The sequence below is a fragment of the Bradyrhizobium sp. Kon56 genome, assembly GCF_055807635.1.
In genome coordinates this window covers 69,160-86,610 of sequence record NZ_JBVVOU010000002.1, presented here as the reverse complement: position 1 = coordinate 86,610, position 17,451 = coordinate 69,160, and the positions used below count along the sequence as shown (strand labels likewise).

Here is a 17,451-nt window from a genome sequence, read left to right as displayed (position 1 = left end):
CGCTAAACTTACGGGACTTTCTCTCATGGCTACCTACGATCTCGTCGTCATCGGCACCGGACCGGGCGGTTATGTCTGCGCGGTGCGTGCAGCGCAGCTCGGCATGAAAGTCGCCGTGGTGGAAAAGAACGCGACGCTCGGCGGCACCTGCCTCAATGTCGGCTGCATGCCGTCGAAGGCGCTGCTGCATGCCTCCGAAATGTTCGAGGAGGCCGGGCATTCCTTCGCCAAGATGGGCGTCAGCGTCTCCGCGCCGAAGCTCGATTTGCCTGCGATGATGAACTTCAAGCAGCAGGGCATCGACGGCAACGTCAAGGGCGTCGAGTTCCTGATGAAGAAGAACAAGATCGACGTGCTCAAGGGCGCCGGCAAGATTCTCGGCACCGGCAAGGTCGAGATCTCCGCCGACGGCAAGTCGCAGGTCGTCGAAACCAAGAGCATCGTGATCGCCACCGGCTCGGACATCGCGCGGCTCAAGGGCATCGAGATCGACGAGACCCGCATCGTGTCGTCGACCGGTGCGCTGTCGCTGGACAAGGTCCCCGGCAAGTTGCTGATCGTCGGCGCCGGCGTGATCGGCCTCGAGCTCGGCTCGGTCTGGCACCGTCTCGGCGCCGAAGTGGTCGTCGTCGAATTCCTCGACCGCATCCTGCCCGGCATGGACGGCGAGATCGCCAAGCAATTCCAGCGCATCCTGGAGAAGCAGGGGTTTGCGTTCAAGCTGGGTGCCAAGGTGACGGGCGTGGACACGTCCGGCAAGACGCTGAAGGCGACGGTCGAGCCCGCCGGCGGCGGCGCTGCCGAGACGCTGGAAGCCGACGTCGTTCTCGTCTGTATCGGCCGTGTGCCGTACACGGAGGGGCTTGGCCTGAAGGAAGCCGGCGTTGCGCTCGACAATCGCGGCCGCGTGCAGATCGATCCGCATTTCGCGACCAGCGTGAAGGGCGTCTATGCCATCGGCGACGTCGTCGCGGGCCCGATGCTCGCGCACAAGGCCGAGGATGAAGGCGTCGCGGTTGCCGAGATCATCGCCGGGCAGGCCGGCCACGTGAACTACGATGTTATCCCAGGCGTCGTGTATACCACGCCGGAAGTATCCTCCGTCGGCAAGACCGAGGAGGAGCTGAAGCAGGCGGGCGTGGCTTATACGGTCGGAAAGTTTCCCTTTACCGCCAACGGCCGTTCCAAGGTCAACCAGACCACCGACGGCTTTGTGAAGATTCTCGCAGATGCGAAGACCGATCGCGTGCTCGGCGTGCACATTATCGGCCGCGAAGCCGGCGAAATGATCCATGAGGCGGCCGTTCTCATGGAGTTTGGCGGCAGCGCGGAGGATCTCGCGCGCACCTGCCACGCGCACCCGACGCGCTCGGAGGCCATCAAGGAAGCCGCGCTTGCAGTCGGCAAGCGGGCCATCCATATGTAGGTCGCGCCCAGCGCCGAATCGGGCGGGAAACACATGCTACGCCGCCTGCTTCAACCGGTCTGGGTCCTGCTTGCGATCATCTTCCTGATCGAAGCCTGGCTGTGGGACCATCTCGAACCGATCGTCGCGCGGGTTGTCGCAATCGTCCCGCTTGCGCGGTTCAAGCAATGGCTGTCGGACCGCGTCGATGCGCTGTCGCCGGCGATGACGCTGATCGTGTTCGCTGTACCGATCGTCCCGCTGTTTCCGCTCAAGCTGGTTGGCCTGTGGCTGCTCACGCACGAATACTGGACCAGCGCGGTCTTCACCATCGTGTTCGCAAAGCTGCTCGGGGTCGGCGTCACCGCCTTCGTGTTCGACGTGACGCGCGACAAGCTGATGGAGATGGCGTGGTTCGAGCGGCTCTATGATCTGGTGCTGAAGCTGCGTGCCAAGGCCGCCGAGCTGGTCGATCCGATCAAGCGACGCATCAAGGAGCTGATCGCCGGCAACGGCGAAGGCTGGTCCTCCCGCACGCTCCGCCTGATCCAGCGCTTTCGCAAGAGCGTGCACGAAGCGCGTTGAGCGTCGCCACTTGTTCAGTGTCATTGCCCGCGAAGGCGGGCGATCCAGTATTCCAGAGACAGTGAGGCTAGAATCGAGAGGCCGCGGCGTACTGGATGCCCCGCCTTCGCGGAGCATGACAGCGGAGTATGTAGCGTCAACGCCTCAATGCAGATGCAGCAGATGCGGCGACCATGCGCCGAGCATGGTCATCCCAAGTCCGGCAAGCGACAGCAGGCCCGCGATCCAGGCGAGCGGCAGCATGCCGGTGATGATGGTGGCTGAGGCCAGCACGATGCCGATCTGGAAGGCGGCGGACGCCAGCTCGAAGTGATGATATTTCGCAGTCGCCTCGTCGCGCTCATGCTCGGCGTGCTTGGCCTTTTCGGCCAGCTGCTCGGTGCCTTCGCCGGTCTCCGGCTCGGAGCGGTAGCGCTGCGCGGTCTTCTGCCAGTCCTCGATCTGCTTCTGCACGGCCACCTTGTTGGCCTCGTCGCTCGCCGCGCCGAGGATGAGCTTGCCCTGGTCGGCCATGGTCTGCACCACGGTGCGGCGGATGCTCTTGGCCTGGAAGAACGCCCAGAGGTTGGAGGCCTCGACGTTCTTGCTGATCGATTCGGTCTGGGCGCCCTTGCCGAGCGTCTCGGAGATCGCCAGGAACAGCGCCAGAACCGCGATCAGGAGCGCGATCTTCTTGTTCGAGCCGGACGCGTGTTCGGCGTGCTCGGCATGCTCCATGCTTTCATGTGCGCTCATAAATCCCTCCTGCCTGTTTACCAACGATTGACCGAACTGCGCGACGGGCGCAAGTGGCAAGCCGCGATGGCCGTTGCAATTAAGGGTTTCGCGTCGGGGCTGATCTAGTCCTGTCCCATGACCACAGCGGAATTCATCGCAGCCTGCGTCTGGCCTTCCATCCTCGTCTCCGCGTTTGCGCTGCTGAAGGCCCGCAACACCGCGGCCTTTCCGTTCGTCGGCAAGATTGTCCTCGCGCTTGGCCTGACCTACATCGGCCTGTTGCGGTTTTATGACAAGAGCTCGATCATCGCAGTCAACGACGTCCATGTCGGCCTCGTTGTTCTGGGCCTGATTATCGTCGGCTCGCAGCTGCGACAACCTCCGCTGTACGGCTCATGGCGTGACCAGGCGAAGGCGTTCGCCTCGATGATCCTGATCGTGCTGCTCGGCAGCGGTCTTGCATGGTATGCCGGACGAATGCTGTTTCTCGATCACCTGACGTCCCGCCTTGTGATCGAAGGCCGTGTCGATCGTGCGTGGAGGTCAGGTAGCCGCCGCAAAGCGGACTATCTCGTTCGCGTCGCGGGCCAACCGGTGAAGGTCACGGCGCCGCTGTACGAGCGGCTGGAGACGTTCAGGCCGATGGTCCGCGTCGAGGTCGGGCGCGGCTCGAACTACGTCTACGATATCGAGTATCTCGCCAACTGAGCCGCTATCGGCGCGGATGCGCGCTGGCATAGACTTCCAGCAGCCGCTCGGCATCGATGCCGGTATAGATCTGCGTGGTCGAGAGCGAGGCATGGCCGAGCAATTCCTGGATCGCGCGCAAATCGCCGCCGCGTGACAACAGGTGCGTGGCGAAGGAATGCCGGAGGGCGTGCGGCGTGGCGCTGTCGGGCAGGCCGAGCGCGCCGCGCAGCCGCTCCATCGCGAGCTGGATGATGCGCGGGCTCAAGGGCCCGCCGCGTGCGCCGACGAAGATCGGCCCCTCCGCCGGCAGCGGATACGGGCACATGGAAGCGTATTCTTGCACCAGTGCGAGCACGTTCTGGAGCACCGGCACCATGCGGGTCTTGTTGCCTTTGCCCGTCACGATCAGCACGTCGCCTTCACCGGGACGCGGGACCTCGCGGCGCGTCAGCCCCAGCGCTTCGGAGATGCGCAGGCCCGAGCCGTAGAGGAGAGCCATCACGGCGGCGTCGCGCGCAAGAATCCAGGTCTCGCGGTCCTCGCCGGCGCGCTCGTCGGCGTCCGCAAGACGTTTGGCCGACGCCATCGGCAGCGGCTTGGGCAGGCTCTTTGCGACTTTCGGCGCGCGGATCGCCGAGAGCGCCCCGACCTTGCCCTTGCCTTCGCGCTCGAGGAAGCGGCCGAACGAGCGCAGGCCCGCGAGCGCGCGCATCAGCGAGCGGCCGGCAATATCGTCGGCGCGGCGCATCGCCATGAAGGCTCTGATATCGGTGGCCTCCAGCGCGCCGAAACGCTTTAGCGTCACTCGCTCGCCCCAATGGCCGCAGAGGAAATTCAGGCATTGCCGCAAATCGCGGGCATAGGCTTCCAGCGTCTTCGGCGACAGCCGCCGCTCCGCGCCGAGATGCGACAGCCAGCGCGTCATCTCCTGCGCGATATCAGGATCGGCGCTGGCGAGGTCGATTTGTGGGGCGGCCGCTTTGCTCATGCGCTCTGGACGTGGTGATTCCACTCAGTATATCGCATCACACTCGTTTATCGTTCGCTAAGGCCGCCTCAGGGCGCTAGCCTTGAAGCCCTCGGGTTCCGATTCCCCTCCATGGATCACACGTCGCGCAGCAACGCCGTCTCCGCCAACGCGACCCGCATGGTCGACGTGCTGGTGCCGGTCGCGCTCGACCAGACCTATTCCTACAAGGTGCCGCGCGGGATGGAGCTGAAGGCGGGCGACATTATTGGCGTGCCGCTCGGCCCGCGCGAGGTGCTCGCGGTGGTCTGGGCCGAAAACGCCAATCCTGATCCGCGCCTGCACAACCGCCTTAAGGAGGTCAGCGAAAAGCTCGACATCCCGCCGCTGAAGCCCGAGCTGCGTGCGGTCGTGGACTGGATCGCCAATTACACGTTGAGCCCGCGCGGCATGGTGCTGCGCATGTGCCTGCGGATGGGCGACAACCTCGGCCCCGAGCGGGTGCGCGCCGGCGTGCGCCTGGTCGGCGATCCGCCAAAACGTCTGACGCCGGCGCGGCAGCGCCTGATCGAGGTGCTGTCGGACCGGCTGCTGCACGGCAAGTCCGAGGCGGCCAGAGAGGCCGGGGTTTCGGCCGGCGTGATCGACGGCCTCGTCGACGAAGGAACGCTCTCGGTCGAGCCGATGCCCCCGCCGCCGCCGCCGCCGGCCCCAGATCCGGATTTCAGCCGGCCGGATTTTTCGCCGCTTCAGCGCGCCGGGGTCGATGCCATGCGCGCACTCGCCGCCAACGGCAGCTTTCACGTCGCGCTGCTCGACGGTGTCACCGGCTCGGGCAAGACCGAGGTTTACTTCGAAGCCGTCGCCGAGGCGATCCGCCGCGGAAAACAGTCGCTCATCCTGATGCCGGAGATCGCGCTCACCGGCCAGTTCCTCGATCGCTTCGCGCAGCGCTTTGGCGTGCGCCCTCTGGAATGGCATTCCGAACTGACGCCGCGCACCCGCGCGCGCAATTGGGCGGCGATCTCCGAGGGCAGCGCGCCGGTTGTGGTCGGCGCGCGCTCAGCGCTCTTTCTGCCCTACGCCAATCTCGGCCTCATCGTGGTCGATGAAGAGCACGACCAAGCCTACAAGCAGGACGAGGGCGTGCATTATCACGCCCGTGACATGGCGGTGGTGCGCGCGCATATCGCAAAGGTTCCGATCGTGCTGGCGTCGGCGACGCCGTCGGTCGAATCCGAGGTCAATGCGCGCAAGAACCGCTATCAGCGCATCGCTCTGCCGTCGCGCTTCGGCGGCCAGCACATGCCACATATCGAGGCCATTGACATGCGCCGCGAGCCGCCGGCGCGCGGCCGCTTCATCTCGCCGCGGCTGGCGTCCGAGATCAGGACCGCGATCGAGCGGCGCGAGCAGGCGCTACTGTTCCTCAATCGCCGCGGTTATGCACCGTTGACGCTGTGCCGCGCCTGCGGCCATCGCTTCGCCTGCACCATCTGCGATGCCTGGCTGGTCGATCACCGCTTCCGCCAGCGCCTCGTCTGTCACCATTGCGGCTTCTCGATGCCGCGCCCGCAAACCTGTCCGCATTGCGCGGCGGAGGAATCGCTGGTCGCGGTCGGGCCCGGCGTCGAGCGCTTGCAGGAGGAGGCGGCGGCGCTCTTCCCGGAGGCGCGCACCATGGTGCTGTCGAGCGATCTCATCACCTCGATCGAGACGATGCGCTCCGAGCTGAATGACATCGCGGAGGGCCGCGTCGACGTCATCATCGGCACCCAGCTCGTCGCCAAGGGCCACAATTTCCCGCGGCTCAATCTGGTCGGCGTGGTCGATGCGGATCTCGGCCTGTCCAATGGCGATCCGCGCGCCTCGGAACGCACCTGGCAATTGCTCAACCAGGTGATCGGCCGCGCCGGCCGCGAGCAGGGCCGCGGCGTCGGCTATCTCCAGACCCATCAGCCCGATCATCCGGTGATGAAGGCGCTGATCGCCTGCGACCGCGAAGCATTCTACGACAGCGAGATCGATTTGCGCGAACGCACGCTCTATCCGCCGTTCGGGCGGCTCGCGAGCCTGATCATTTCCGCCGGCGACCGGCCGAGCGCCGAAGGCTTTGGCCGCCACCTCGTCGCGCTCGCGCCGCGCGACGAGCGCGTGGTGGTGCTGGGCCCGGCGGAAGCCCCGCTCGCGGTCATCAAGGGCCGTTACCGCTTCCGCATTCTGGTGAAATCCGCGCGCGGCTTCGACCTGTCGGATTATTTGCGCAACTGGCTTGCCGTATGCCCGAAGCCGAAGGGCAATCAAAAGCTCGAAGTCGACGTCGATCCGCAGAGCTTTTTGTAGGCCCCCCGCTCTCTCCCCGTCATTGCGCTCCTCGCAATGACGGCGGAGGAACAAACAAAAAGCCCGCCGTCCCCCAAGACGGCGGGCTTGTTTCACGCGTCGCGCGTCTTAGGAGACGACTTCCGCGGTGACGCGGCCGACGCCGGCGCCGGTGAGGCCGATGGCACGGGCAGCGCCCGTGGAGAGGTCGAGGACACGGCCGCGGATAAACGGGCCACGGTCGTTGATGGTGACGATGACGCTCGAGCCGCCATGGGTGACACGCAGCTTGGTGCCGAACGGCAGTGAACGGTGCGCCGCGGTCATGGCGTTCTGGTTGAAGCGCTGGCCCGAGGCGGTCCTGCTGCCGGACTCGTTCCCGTAAAAGGAAGCCATGCCGGAGAAGGAACGTCCGGTGCCCTGCGACGGCGTCATCGATGCATTGGCGTTACGCCAATCGGAGGTCGTGTTGGCATCGGTCTGGGCGTGGTGGCGGTGATGATGGTGGGAATAGCGATGGTGATGGCGGGATTTGGCGGAAGCTTCGGTGGCAGTTCCCCCGATGAGAAGAGTTGCGGCAACGAAGGCGATCGCCGTACGCGGCCGGGTCACTGAGCCCAGCGTCTTCAAACAAAGCATATATTGGTCCCTAACTAGTATTGCCACATATGTGGCAAGTGGAGCCCCCGTAAGTTTGCGAGCGGGATCGCGTTTCGATTCCTAATGAGGCATGAATTGGGCAGTAAATCCGTTCTGTGTCGCCCTGTAATATCTTGTTACCGGCAGGGATATTCGGCCGACATTCCGTAATATTGGAATTTAACGATTTGTTAACCTCTATATTACTTACGAATACTGTAAAACGAAGTCATCGATTTCCGCATTTAGAATTCAGAAAGTATTCGGCGAGTGGAGCCGGGAGGGCCGGAATCACGCCTCAGCGATCCGTGTTCATGGCCGCTATGCGCTGAGGGCAGGAACCAATCGCCGGCCTCGGCTCAGGGGTGGGCTTAAGCGCTGTGGCAATTCCGCGGCATGCAAGGTCGTCGTCGCGTCGTCGTGGAGTGCGACGAACTGGCGACAGAACGTCATGCCTTTAATTTGGCGTCATGTTGCACGTGCGCGCCTGCTATGTTAGCAAAGCCGCGATTTTAACGAGCCCGGCACTTCCGTGCGGGGTCGAAAATCGAAGTCCCGCTTGAATTCCAAGGGCTTGGATCGCTAGGCGCCGCTTCGTGGCGACGGTTTTTCCCTTGCGAGTTTGACAGCAAAAAGAGCACGTCTGTGGCTGCAGAAGATACGTCCGTTTCCGGTGTGTCGGGCCGTTATGCAACGGCCTTGTTTGAACTGGCCCGCGACCAGAAAGTGGTCGACGAGGTCAAGGCCGATCTCGAGAAATTCGAGGGCATGCTGAACGAGAGCGCCGATTTGAAGCGCCTCGTCCGGAGCCCCGTGTTCGCGGCCGATGCCCAGTCCAGAGCCCTCTCGGCCGTGCTGGACAAGGCCGGCATCGCCGGCATCTCCGCCAATTTCCTGAAAGTGCTGACCGCCAACCGCCGCCTGTTCGCGGTGGCTGACGTCATCCGCGCCTATCGCACCCTGGTCGCCAAGTTCAAGGGCGAGGCCACGGCCGACGTCACCGTGGCGGAGGCGCTCTCGGACAAGAATCTCGACGCCCTCAAGGTTGCCCTGAAGTCGGTGACCGGCAAGGACGTCGCGCTCAACGTGAAGGTCGATCCCTCGATCATCGGTGGCCTCGTGGTCAAGCTTGGCAGCCGAATGATCGATAGCTCGCTTCGCACCAAACTCAATTCGATCAAGCACGCGATGAAAGAGGCAGGCTGATGGACATCCGCGCCGCGGAAATTTCCGCGATCCTCAAGGACCAGATCAAGAATTTCGGCCAGGAAGCTGAAGTCTCCGAAGTCGGACAGGTGCTGTCCGTCGGCGACGGTATCGCCCGCGTTTTCGGTCTGGATAACGTCCAGGCCGGTGAAATGGTCGAATTCGAGAACGGCACCCGCGGCATGGCGCTGAACCTCGAAACCGACAACGTCGGTATCGTCATTTTCGGCGCTGACCGCGAGATCAAGGAAGGTCAGACCGTCAAGCGCACCCGCGCCATCGTGGACGCGCCGGTCGGCAAGGGCCTGCTCGGCCGCGTCGTCGACGCGCTCGGCAACCCCATCGACGGCAAGGGCCCGATCCAGGCCGACAAGCGCATGCGCGTCGACGTCAAGGCGCCCGGCATCATTCCGCGCAAGTCGGTGAACGAGCCGATGGCGACCGGCCTCAAGGCGATCGACGCCCTGATCCCGATCGGCCGGGGCCAGCGCGAGCTGATCATCGGCGACCGTCAGACCGGCAAGACCGCGATCGCGCTCGACACCATCCTCAACCAGAAGCCGCTCAACGCGCAGCCGGACGAGAACATCAAGCTGTATTGCGTCTACGTCGCGATCGGCCAGAAGCGCTCGACGGTTGCCCAGTTCGTGAAGGTGCTGGAAGAGCAGGGCGCGCTCGAATATTCGATCATCGTCGCCGCCACCGCGTCGGATCCGGCACCGATGCAGTACATCGCGCCGTTCACCGGCTGCACCATGGGCGAGTACTTCCGCGACAACGGCATGCACGCCGTCATCATCTATGACGATTTGTCCAAGCAGGCCGTCGCCTACCGCCAGATGTCGCTGCTGCTGCGCCGCCCGCCGGGCCGCGAAGCCTATCCGGGCGACGTGTTCTATCTGCATTCCCGCCTGCTCGAGCGCGCGGCGAAGCTGAACAAGGACCAGGGTTCGGGCTCGCTGACGGCGCTGCCGGTCATCGAAACCCAGGCCAACGACGTGTCGGCCTACATTCCGACCAACGTCATCTCGATCACCGACGGCCAGATCTTCCTGGAAACCGACCTGTTCTTCCAGGGCATTCGCCCCGCGGTGAACGTCGGTCTGTCGGTGTCGCGCGTCGGCTCCTCGGCACAGACGAAGGCCACCAAGAAGGTCGCCGGCAAGATCAAGGGCGAGCTCGCGCAGTACCGCGAAATGGCGGCGTTCGCGCAGTTCGGCTCCGACCTCGACGCCTCGACCCAGCGCCTGCTCAATCGCGGCTCGCGTCTGACCGAGCTCCTGAAGCAGCCGCAGTTCGCGCCGCTGAAGATGGAAGAGCAGGTCTGCGTGATCTGGGCCGGCACCAACGGCTATCTCGACCCGCTGCCGGTTAACAAGGTGCGCGCGTTCGAGGACGGTCTGTTGTCGCTGCTCCGCGGCAAGAACGTCGAGATCCTCAACGCGATCCGCGACAGCCGCGATCTCTCCGACGACACCGCCGCCAAGCTGAAGTCGGTGGTCGAAGGTTTCGCCAAGAGCTTCGCATAAGAACGGTCGCATGGCCGGGCTTCTTGTCCCGGCCTTCCGTGCCTCACTGCATGGAGACGAAGACGTAGATGCCCGGGACACGCCCGGGCATGACGACTGGGATAGGCTAGCGGCTTGATCCAAGGGATCGAACCGCCGGGGTGAACGAAGAATGGCGTCACTTAAAGACATGCGCGTCCGCATCGCCTCCACCAAGGCGACGCAGAAGATCACCAAGGCCATGCAAATGGTCGCGGCGTCCCGGTTGCGCCGCGCGCAGCAAGCGGCCGAGGCGGCGCGGCCCTATGCCGACAAGATGAGCGCGGTGATCTCCAACATCGCCAGCGCTGCCGCCGGTTCGCCCGGCGCCCCGGTGCTGCTGGCCGGCACCGGCAAGGATCAGGTTCACCTGCTGCTGGTCTGCACCGGCGAGCGCGGCCTGTCCGGCGCGTTCAACTCCTCGATCGTGCGCCTCGCGCGCGAGCGCGCCCAGTCGCTGATGGCGCAGGGCAAGGAAGTCAAATTCTTCTGCGTCGGCCGCAAGGGCTACGAGCAGCTCCGCCGCCTGTACGACAAGCAGATCGTCGAGCATCTCGACCTGCGCGGCGTTCGTCAGCTCGGCTTCGTCAACGCGGACGACATCGCCAAGAAGGTTCTGGCCCGCTTCGACAACGGCGAATTCGACGTCTGCACGCTGTTCTACGCGCAGTTCAAGTCGGTGATTGCCCAGGTCCCGACCGCGCAGCAGATCATTCCGCTGACCGTGGAAGAAAAGGCGGCGACCGCGCCGTCGACGTCCTACGACTATGAGCCGGAGGAAGACGAACTCCTCTCCGGCCTGTTGCCGCGGAATATCGCGGTGCAGATTTTCCGTGCGCTGCTGGAAAACAACGCCTCGTTCTATGGCGCGCAGATGAGCTCCATGGACAACGCCACCCGCAACGCCGGCGAAATGATCCGCAAGCAAACCCAGATCTACAACCGAACCCGTCAAGCCCAGATCACCAAGGAGCTGATCGAGATCATCTCCGGCGCCGAGGCGGTCTGACGCACGAACCAAACGACGGTCGTTCAAGTAAAGAATTTCGAAGGAGAGCTTCATGGCTACAGCAGCTACCCAGGTCGGTCGTGTCACCCAGGTCATGGGCGCCGTCGTCGACGTTCAGTTCGAAGGCCATCTGCCGGCCATTCTGAATTCGTTGGAAACCAGGAACGGCAACATCCGCCTCGTGCTGGAAGTTGCGCAGCATCTCGGTGAGTCCACCGTGCGCACGATCGCGATGGACGTGACCGAAGGTCTGGTCCGCGGCCAGGAAGTGACCGACACCGGTCAGCCGATCTCGGTTCCGGTGGGTGCAGGCACGCTCGGGCGCATCATGAACGTGATCGGCGAGCCGATCGACGAAGCCGGTCCCATCCAGTCCGAAGGCATGCGCGCCATCCACCAGGAAGCGCCGAGCTACACCGACCAGTCGACCGAAGCTGAAATTCTTGTCACCGGCATCAAGGTCGTCGACTTGCTCGCGCCCTACGCCAAGGGCGGCAAGATCGGCCTGTTCGGCGGCGCCGGCGTCGGCAAGACCGTGCTGATTCAGGAGCTGATCAACAACGTCGCGAAGGCGCACGGTGGTTACTCCGTGTTCGCCGGCGTCGGCGAGCGTACCCGCGAGGGCAACGACCTCTATCACGAGTTCATCGAGTCCAAGGTCAACGCCGATCCGCATAATCCGGATCCGAGCGTCAAGTCGAAGTGCGCGCTGGTGTTCGGCCAGATGAACGAGCCGCCCGGCGCTCGCGCCCGCGTCGGCCTCACCGGTCTGACCGTCGCCGAGCACTTCCGCGACCAGGGCCAGGACGTGCTGTTCTTCGTCGACAACATCTTCCGCTTCACCCAGGCCGGCTCTGAAGTGTCGGCGCTGCTCGGTCGTATCCCGAGCGCCGTGGGTTACCAGCCGACGCTCGCCACCGACATGGGCGCGCTGCAGGAGCGCATCACCACCACGCAGAAGGGTTCGATCACCTCGGTGCAGGCCATTTACGTTCCGGCCGACGACTTGACCGACCCGGCGCCCGCGACCTCGTTCGCGCATTTGGACGCCACCACGGTGTTGAACCGCGCGATCTCGGAAAAGGGCATCTATCCGGCGGTGGACCCGCTCGACTCGACCTCGCGCATGCTCTCGCCGCTCGTCGTCGGCCAGGAGCACTACGACACCGCGCGTCAGGTCCAGCAGGTGCTGCAGCGCTACAAGTCGCTGCAGGACATCATCGCCATTCTCGGCATGGACGAGCTTTCGGAAGAGGACAAGCTGACGGTGGCCCGCGCCCGCAAGATTGAGCGCTTCCTGTCGCAGCCGTTCCACGTCGCCGAAATCTTCACCGGCTCGCCCGGCAAGTTCGTCGACCTCGCGGACACCATCAAGGGCTTCCGCGGCCTCTGCGAAGGCAAGTACGACCACCTGCCGGAAGCCGCCTTCTACATGGTCGGCACCATCGAAGAGGCGATCGAGAAGGGCAAGAAGCTGGCGGCCGAGGCGGCCTAAGCTGCGAAGGGCGAGCAGGGAGTAGCGAATAGTCGCGCCGCTCCCGCTCCATTCGCAATTCGCTACTCACCATTCGCAGGTTTCCAATGGCCACCTTCCACTTCGATCTCGTCTCGCCGGAAAAGCTCGCCTTCTCGGGCGAGGTCGACCAGGTCGATATCCCCGGCGTCGAAGGTGACTTCGGCGTGCTGGCGGGACACGCGCCGGTCGTGGCCGCGATCCGGCCCGGCATTCTCACCGTGACCACCGGCGGCAAGCACGAGAAGATCATCGTGCTCGGCGGTATCGCCGAAGTCTCCGAGAAGGGCCTGACCGTACTCGCCGACGTCGCGACCTCGCTGGCCGAGCTCGACCGCGCGCAGTTCGCCGCGACCATCTCGGAGATGGAAGAGGGCTTGAAGGAGCACGAAGGCAACGAGCTCGATCAAGCCATCGCCCGGCTCGACCACTTCAAGAGCATCCAGCAGCAGCTCAGCAGCACGGCGATGCACTAAGCCCCGGTGCACTGCGCCGGGGCCCGAACTGAAAATTCCTGAATAAGTTCAGCGCTCGTCACGGGAGTGGCGGGCGCTGAAACTTTGTTGCACGGCGCCGCCGATAGCGCCATTCTGCGCCCGCGAACTTTGTTCCGGGGGCCGACCGCAGATGAAACGCAAGATCGCAGCGATTTTCGCGGCCGATATTGCCGGTTACTCGCGACTGGTTGCGGAAGACGAAGAGGAGACGCTGCGGCGTCTCGCCGCCTATCGCGAGGTCGTCGATGATTTCATTGCCAGGGCGGGCGGACGCATCTTCAACACCGCGGGCGATGCCGTGCTTGCGGAATTTCCAAGCGCGGTCGATGCGGTGCGCTGCGCGATCGACATTCAGGAATCCCTGCGAACCCGCAACATGGCCTATCCGCCGAGCCGGCAGATGTCGTTCCGCATCGGCATCACCATCGGCGACGTGGTCGAGCGCGACGGCGATCTGCTCGGTGACGGCGTCAATATCGCCGCCCGGCTCGAGGGCCTCGCCGAGGTCGGGGGCATCTGCGTCTCCCGCGCCGTGCACGAGCAGGTCGCCAACAAGCTGTCGGTGCAGTTCGCCGATATCGGCGCGCAGGAGGTCAAGAACATCCCGACGCCGGTGCACGCCTATATGGTGGCGATGCGGCGCGGGGACGGTAGCTACGCGACGCCGCAGATCAAGAAGGTGACGAAGGCTGAGGCCGCGCCGAACTGGATGTGGCCGCTGGTGGTCGGTGTCGTCTCCGTCGTCGCCATCGGCGTCGGCGGCTTCCTCTATTTCACCAAGCTCGAGACGACCAGGGCGCCGGCGGTTGCAGTGGCCGCGCCAAGCCCAGCATCAAGTCCGATGCCCAACGCGGCTGCGGCAGCAGCGCCAAGCCCGTCATCCACCATGGCGGCGAAAGCGCCGATGCCCATGCCGGCACCATCGGCTTCACCGATGGCCGGCAAGTTTCCTGCCGACAGCGTCCCCTTCATCAACGAGCGCATCCGCAACTACCTGGCCGGCGACTATTCCGCTGCCGGCGACTACAAGGCGTTCGCACTCAATGTCGGCGGGTTCACCGGCGCGTCGTTGAATCAGCCGAACGAGGAAGCCGCGCGCAACGCCGCACTCGATCAGTGCCAGAAGCGCGCCGATGCCGCGCAGTCGCCGCGGCGTTGCGAGCTCTATGCAGTCGGCAACAATGTGGTCTACACGCACGGCAAACCGCCGATGCCGCCGCAACCGTTCGTCCGGCATGATGCCATGACCGAGCGCGCCTTCGCCTCGAAAGACTTTCCGATGGTGCGCGATCCCGCCAAGGTCCGGCTCGAGAACATGTTCGTGCCCGCGGCAAAATCCCGCGCGGTCGCGCTCGGCCCCGGCGGCCAATATTTCATGGTGATGGGCGCATCGTCCGCCGACGATGCCGCGCGGCGTTCACTGGAATCGTGCGGCGCGATCGCCGGCGTCGCCTGCCTGGTCGTTGCCGTCGACGAGAATTTCGTCGTGCCGATCCCAACCCTGCTGAGGATCACCGGATTCTTCCATGCGGCGTCGAACGCCTCGATCGTCGCAGATGCGCGCGACGAGGTCGTGCGCAAGCTCGCCGACGGCATGGGCTGGAACGCCGTCGCGGTCGGCACCGCGGGCCGGCCGGGCCTCGGCCTCAAGGCCGCGGACGAGCAGACCGCCGTCAATTCCGCGCTCGCCGACTGCGCCAAGCGCGACAGCGATTGCCACATCATCGCAATCGGCCCGTTCACGGTGGGACCGATCAATTAGGTTCACGCAAATTTCCGGGCAAAGTTCTCTAATGATTTCAACCCAGTTCTACTGTGCATGGGGTTGTTTTCGCGTTTTAGGTCGCGAACGGCGCAAACTGCTGCGCCACTGCGCTGTAGACGTGGCGGCGGAACGGCACCACGACATCGGGGACGCGGTCGAGCCGCTCCCAGCGCCAGGCGTCGAACTCGGCGGGCTGCCCGTTGCGCGGCGTCAGCGGATCGATCTCGTCATCCTTGCCGGTGAAGCGTAACGCGAACCATTTCTGGCGCTGGCCGCGGAATTTCGCCAGCCGATGCGTCTGCGGCCCGTCATAAGGCGGGAATTCGTAAGTCAGCCAGTCGGTTTCGCCGAGATAAGTTGCGCTCTTGACGCTGGTCTCTTCCCAGAGCTCGCGCAGCGCGGCATCGCGCAAATCCTCGCCCTCGTCGACGCCGCCCTGCGGCATCTGCCAGTCCAGACCCGGCAGGATGATCTCGGGTCCGTCGCCCTTGAAGCGGTGCCCGATCAGCACGCGGCCATCGGCATTGAACAGCGCGATTCCGACATTGGGACGGTAGGGTTTTTCAGTGCTCACGCGTGGATCTCTCGTCGTCATTTCAGGCTGTGCATTAGAGCGTTTTCGAGCGAAGTGGATACCGGTTCGCGTCAAGAAAACGCGTCAAAATAAAAAACTAGAGCCCCGTCCCGATTCTATCGGAACGGAACTGGCTCTAGCATCAACCTGGAATGGCGACTTGAACTAATCCTGCGCCAGCGCGGAAAATTCCTTCACCACGCGCTCGTAGACCGGGCGCTTGAACGGGACGATCAGCCCGGTCAGGTTCTTCATCGGCTCCCAGCGCCAGCTCACGAACTCGGCCTTGTGACCGCCGCCGGGCTTTTCGACGTTGATCTCGCTATCCTTGCCGGTGAAGCGGACCGCGAACCATTTCTGGCGCTGACCGCGGTAGCGGCCCTTCCAGGTGCGCCCGGCGACCGTGCGCGGAATGTCGTAAGTGAGCCAGTCCGGAACTTCGCCGAGCCGCTCAACCGAACGCACGCTGGTCTCCTCATAGAGCTCGCGCTTGGCGGCCTCCCAATTGTCCTCGCCGGGATCGACGCCGCCCTGCGGCATCTGCCAGACATGGGTGTCGTCGACATGCTCGATGCCGCCGGCGCGGCGGCCGATGAACACCAGTCCGTCCTTGTTGAGCAACATCACGCCGACGCAGGTCCGGTAGGGCAGATCCTCGTAACGCGCCATTCCGCCAGACCTCTCGCATGCTGTCGGTAAGGCTTAAGCAGGCCCCGCGGGCCTGTACCATACCAATCCGTTGATTTAGCTGGATTTTGATTTCAGCATCGCGGTTGTCAATGGCACCAAAAGGATACCTCGGTCGCCCAATGTCTTGGTCCAGGCGCCGATGCGCTCGATCGAGACCGGGAGGGCGGAGGCGGTGCCCACGGCCACGCCGCGCTCGCGCGCCGCCGCTTCGAGCTTGGTCAGGGCGCGGTCGATCTCGGCCGGGGTCGGCACCGCGTCAATCGCGATATCGCCCTTGCCGAACGGCATCGCCTGGCTGCCGGCCGCTTGCGGCGCGATGCTGCGGGGCGAGGAGCCGTCGTCGAAGAAGCCGAGGCCGCGCTTGGCCGCCTCGCGGATGATCGGCTGCATCGCCGGCTCCGTTGCGATGAAGCGGGCGCCCATGAAATTGGTGAGGCCGGCATAGCCCTGCATCCGGCTCAGATGCCAGTACAGGCGGTCCATGTTCTGGTCGGCACTCAGCGAGGTCAGCAGCGTCTGCGGTCCCGGATCGTTGTCGGGGAAGTCATAGGGCTCCATCGGGATCTGGAGGAAGATCTCGTGGCGCTGGGCGCGGGCGCGCTCGGCGAGTTTTCCTGGATCGGACCCATAGGGCGTGAAGGCCAGCGTCACCGCCGCTGGCAACCGCATGATGGCATCGGTGGTCTTGGCGGCGCCGACGCCGAGGCCGCCGATCAGGATCGCGACCACCGGCATCTTGGCGGCCTTGGCGCGGTCGGCATCCGCCGCATAGACGTTGAACGGCTTCATATCCCCGGAAACCGCGGGGATCATGCCATAGCGCGATTTCTCAAGAAGTTTTGGGTCGATCCCGGCCATGACGGGCGGCGGTGCGGAGGCCGCCGCCGTCTCGCTTTTGCCGGCGGCATCGCCGCCGATCACCACGTCGTGGCGCATGCCGGTGGAACCGTCGATCATGGTGACGGTCTTCTGCTCGCCCGCCTGCTTCGGTGCGTCCTTGGTCTCTTGCTTGCTTTCCTGCTTGCTGTCCTGGCCATGGCCGGCCGCGGCCGGCTTGTCGTCGCCAGCCTTGTCTGCGGCATTGGGTTCGCGGATCGCGAGCCGCGTCATTGGCTCGCCGCCGAGCGGATCCTTGTTGAAGATGGCGAAGCCGGCAAAGGTGACCAGGAACAGTCCGAGCAGGACCGCGAGCAGCTGCATGGCCGTGAACGGCAGCCGCAGCAGGCGTTTCCGACGCGGCTTGTCCCGTCCGAGCGGGGCGCTCAGATCATCGGCCGTTTCAGTCATGCGCGATCCCGAATCACTCAGCAATGACGATACCACGC

16 protein-coding genes are annotated in these 17,451 nt (G+C 64.5%); 10 read left to right on the top strand and 6 right to left on the bottom strand.

Annotated features, from left to right (window positions below):
• The first annotated feature begins 25 nt into the window (after positions 1-25).
• Together lpdA and AC0L3B_RS03480 are read left to right on the top strand one after the other, a co-directional pair.
• Positions 26-1,426, top strand: a complete 1,401-nt coding sequence (gene lpdA / locus AC0L3B_RS03485) for a dihydrolipoyl dehydrogenase (RefSeq protein WP_368506851.1) — start codon at positions 26-28, stop codon at positions 1,424-1,426.
• Between the two features lie 33 nt (positions 1,427-1,459).
• Positions 1,460-1,990 (top strand): hypothetical protein, encoded by a 531-nt coding sequence (locus AC0L3B_RS03480; RefSeq protein WP_085348691.1) that lies wholly within the window; start codon positions 1,460-1,462, stop codon positions 1,988-1,990.
• Between the two features lie 144 nt (positions 1,991-2,134).
• Here AC0L3B_RS03480 and AC0L3B_RS03475 read toward each other — a convergent pair whose 3' ends face one another.
• On the bottom strand, positions 2,135-2,725 hold the full coding sequence (locus tag AC0L3B_RS03475) for a DUF4337 domain-containing protein (RefSeq protein WP_026233888.1): 591 nt from the start codon (positions 2,723-2,725) through the stop codon (positions 2,135-2,137).
• Positions 2,726-2,842: 117 nt separating this feature from the next.
• Here AC0L3B_RS03475 and AC0L3B_RS03470 point away from each other — a divergent pair, with 117 nt between their 5' ends.
• On the top strand, positions 2,843-3,415 hold the full coding sequence (locus AC0L3B_RS03470) for a hypothetical protein (RefSeq protein ID WP_473380024.1): 573 nt from the start codon (positions 2,843-2,845) through the stop codon (positions 3,413-3,415).
• Between the two features lie 4 nt (positions 3,416-3,419).
• Here the strand turns inward: AC0L3B_RS03470 and AC0L3B_RS03465 are convergent, their stop codons facing one another.
• Positions 3,420-4,385: a tyrosine recombinase XerC gene (locus tag AC0L3B_RS03465; protein WP_085383877.1), complete on the bottom strand. Its 966-nt coding sequence runs from the start codon at positions 4,383-4,385 to the stop codon at positions 3,420-3,422.
• 111 nt (positions 4,386-4,496) lie between these two features.
• On the opposite strand from AC0L3B_RS03465, the gene AC0L3B_RS03460 reads away from it, so the two are divergent.
• Positions 4,497-6,707 (top strand): primosomal protein N', encoded by a 2,211-nt coding sequence (locus AC0L3B_RS03460; protein ID WP_085358289.1) that lies wholly within the window; start codon positions 4,497-4,499, stop codon positions 6,705-6,707.
• Between the two features lie 108 nt (positions 6,708-6,815).
• Here the strand turns inward: AC0L3B_RS03460 and AC0L3B_RS03455 are convergent, their stop codons facing one another.
• On the bottom strand, positions 6,816-7,325 hold the full coding sequence (locus tag AC0L3B_RS03455; protein ID WP_085348687.1) for a septal ring lytic transglycosylase RlpA family protein: 510 nt from the start codon (positions 7,323-7,325) through the stop codon (positions 6,816-6,818).
• Positions 7,326-7,970: 645 nt separating this feature from the next.
• Here AC0L3B_RS03455 and AC0L3B_RS03450 point away from each other — a divergent pair.
• From AC0L3B_RS03450 to AC0L3B_RS03425, 6 genes are all read left to right on the top strand, one after another.
• Positions 7,971-8,531 (top strand): F0F1 ATP synthase subunit delta, encoded by a 561-nt coding sequence (locus tag AC0L3B_RS03450; RefSeq protein ID WP_473380023.1) that lies wholly within the window; start codon positions 7,971-7,973, stop codon positions 8,529-8,531.
• Positions 8,531-10,060, top strand: coding sequence for a F0F1 ATP synthase subunit alpha (atpA, locus tag AC0L3B_RS03445; RefSeq protein ID WP_018459843.1), 1,530 nt, complete (start codon positions 8,531-8,533; stop codon positions 10,058-10,060). The genes AC0L3B_RS03450 and atpA overlap by 1 nt, the downstream gene beginning before the upstream one ends.
• Before the next feature lie 151 nt (positions 10,061-10,211).
• Entirely contained in the window at positions 10,212-11,087 is an 876-nt protein-coding gene (locus tag AC0L3B_RS03440; RefSeq protein WP_377787038.1) for a F0F1 ATP synthase subunit gamma, read from the top strand.
• 52 nt (positions 11,088-11,139) lie between these two features.
• Positions 11,140-12,582 (top strand): F0F1 ATP synthase subunit beta, encoded by a 1,443-nt coding sequence (gene atpD / locus AC0L3B_RS03435; protein WP_007598896.1) that lies wholly within the window; start codon positions 11,140-11,142, stop codon positions 12,580-12,582.
• A gap of 86 nt (positions 12,583-12,668) precedes the next feature.
• Positions 12,669-13,076 carry a F0F1 ATP synthase subunit epsilon gene (locus AC0L3B_RS03430; RefSeq protein ID WP_018459845.1) on the top strand — a complete coding sequence of 136 codons (408 nt, stop codon included), beginning with the start codon at positions 12,669-12,671 and terminating at the stop codon, positions 13,074-13,076.
• Positions 13,077-13,227: 151 nt separating this feature from the next.
• Positions 13,228-14,859 carry an adenylate/guanylate cyclase domain-containing protein gene (locus AC0L3B_RS03425; protein WP_473380022.1) on the top strand — a complete coding sequence of 544 codons (1,632 nt, stop codon included), beginning with the start codon at positions 13,228-13,230 and terminating at the stop codon, positions 14,857-14,859.
• A 76-nt stretch (positions 14,860-14,935) separates the two neighbouring features.
• On the opposite strand, the gene AC0L3B_RS03420 is transcribed toward AC0L3B_RS03425, so the two are convergent.
• The 3 genes from AC0L3B_RS03420 to AC0L3B_RS03410 all read right to left on the bottom strand — a co-directional run bounded on the left by AC0L3B_RS03420 (position 14,936) and on the right by AC0L3B_RS03410 (position 17,413).
• Positions 14,936-15,436, bottom strand: coding sequence for an RNA pyrophosphohydrolase (locus tag AC0L3B_RS03420; RefSeq protein WP_473380021.1), 501 nt, complete (start codon positions 15,434-15,436; stop codon positions 14,936-14,938).
• Between the two features lie 165 nt (positions 15,437-15,601).
• Positions 15,602-16,105, bottom strand: a complete 504-nt coding sequence (locus AC0L3B_RS03415) for an RNA pyrophosphohydrolase (RefSeq protein ID WP_018459848.1) — start codon at positions 16,103-16,105, stop codon at positions 15,602-15,604.
• A 75-nt stretch (positions 16,106-16,180) separates the two neighbouring features.
• Positions 16,181-17,413, bottom strand: coding sequence for a divergent polysaccharide deacetylase family protein (locus AC0L3B_RS03410; protein ID WP_473380020.1), 1,233 nt, complete (start codon positions 17,411-17,413; stop codon positions 16,181-16,183).
• Positions 17,414-17,451 lie beyond the last annotated feature (38 nt).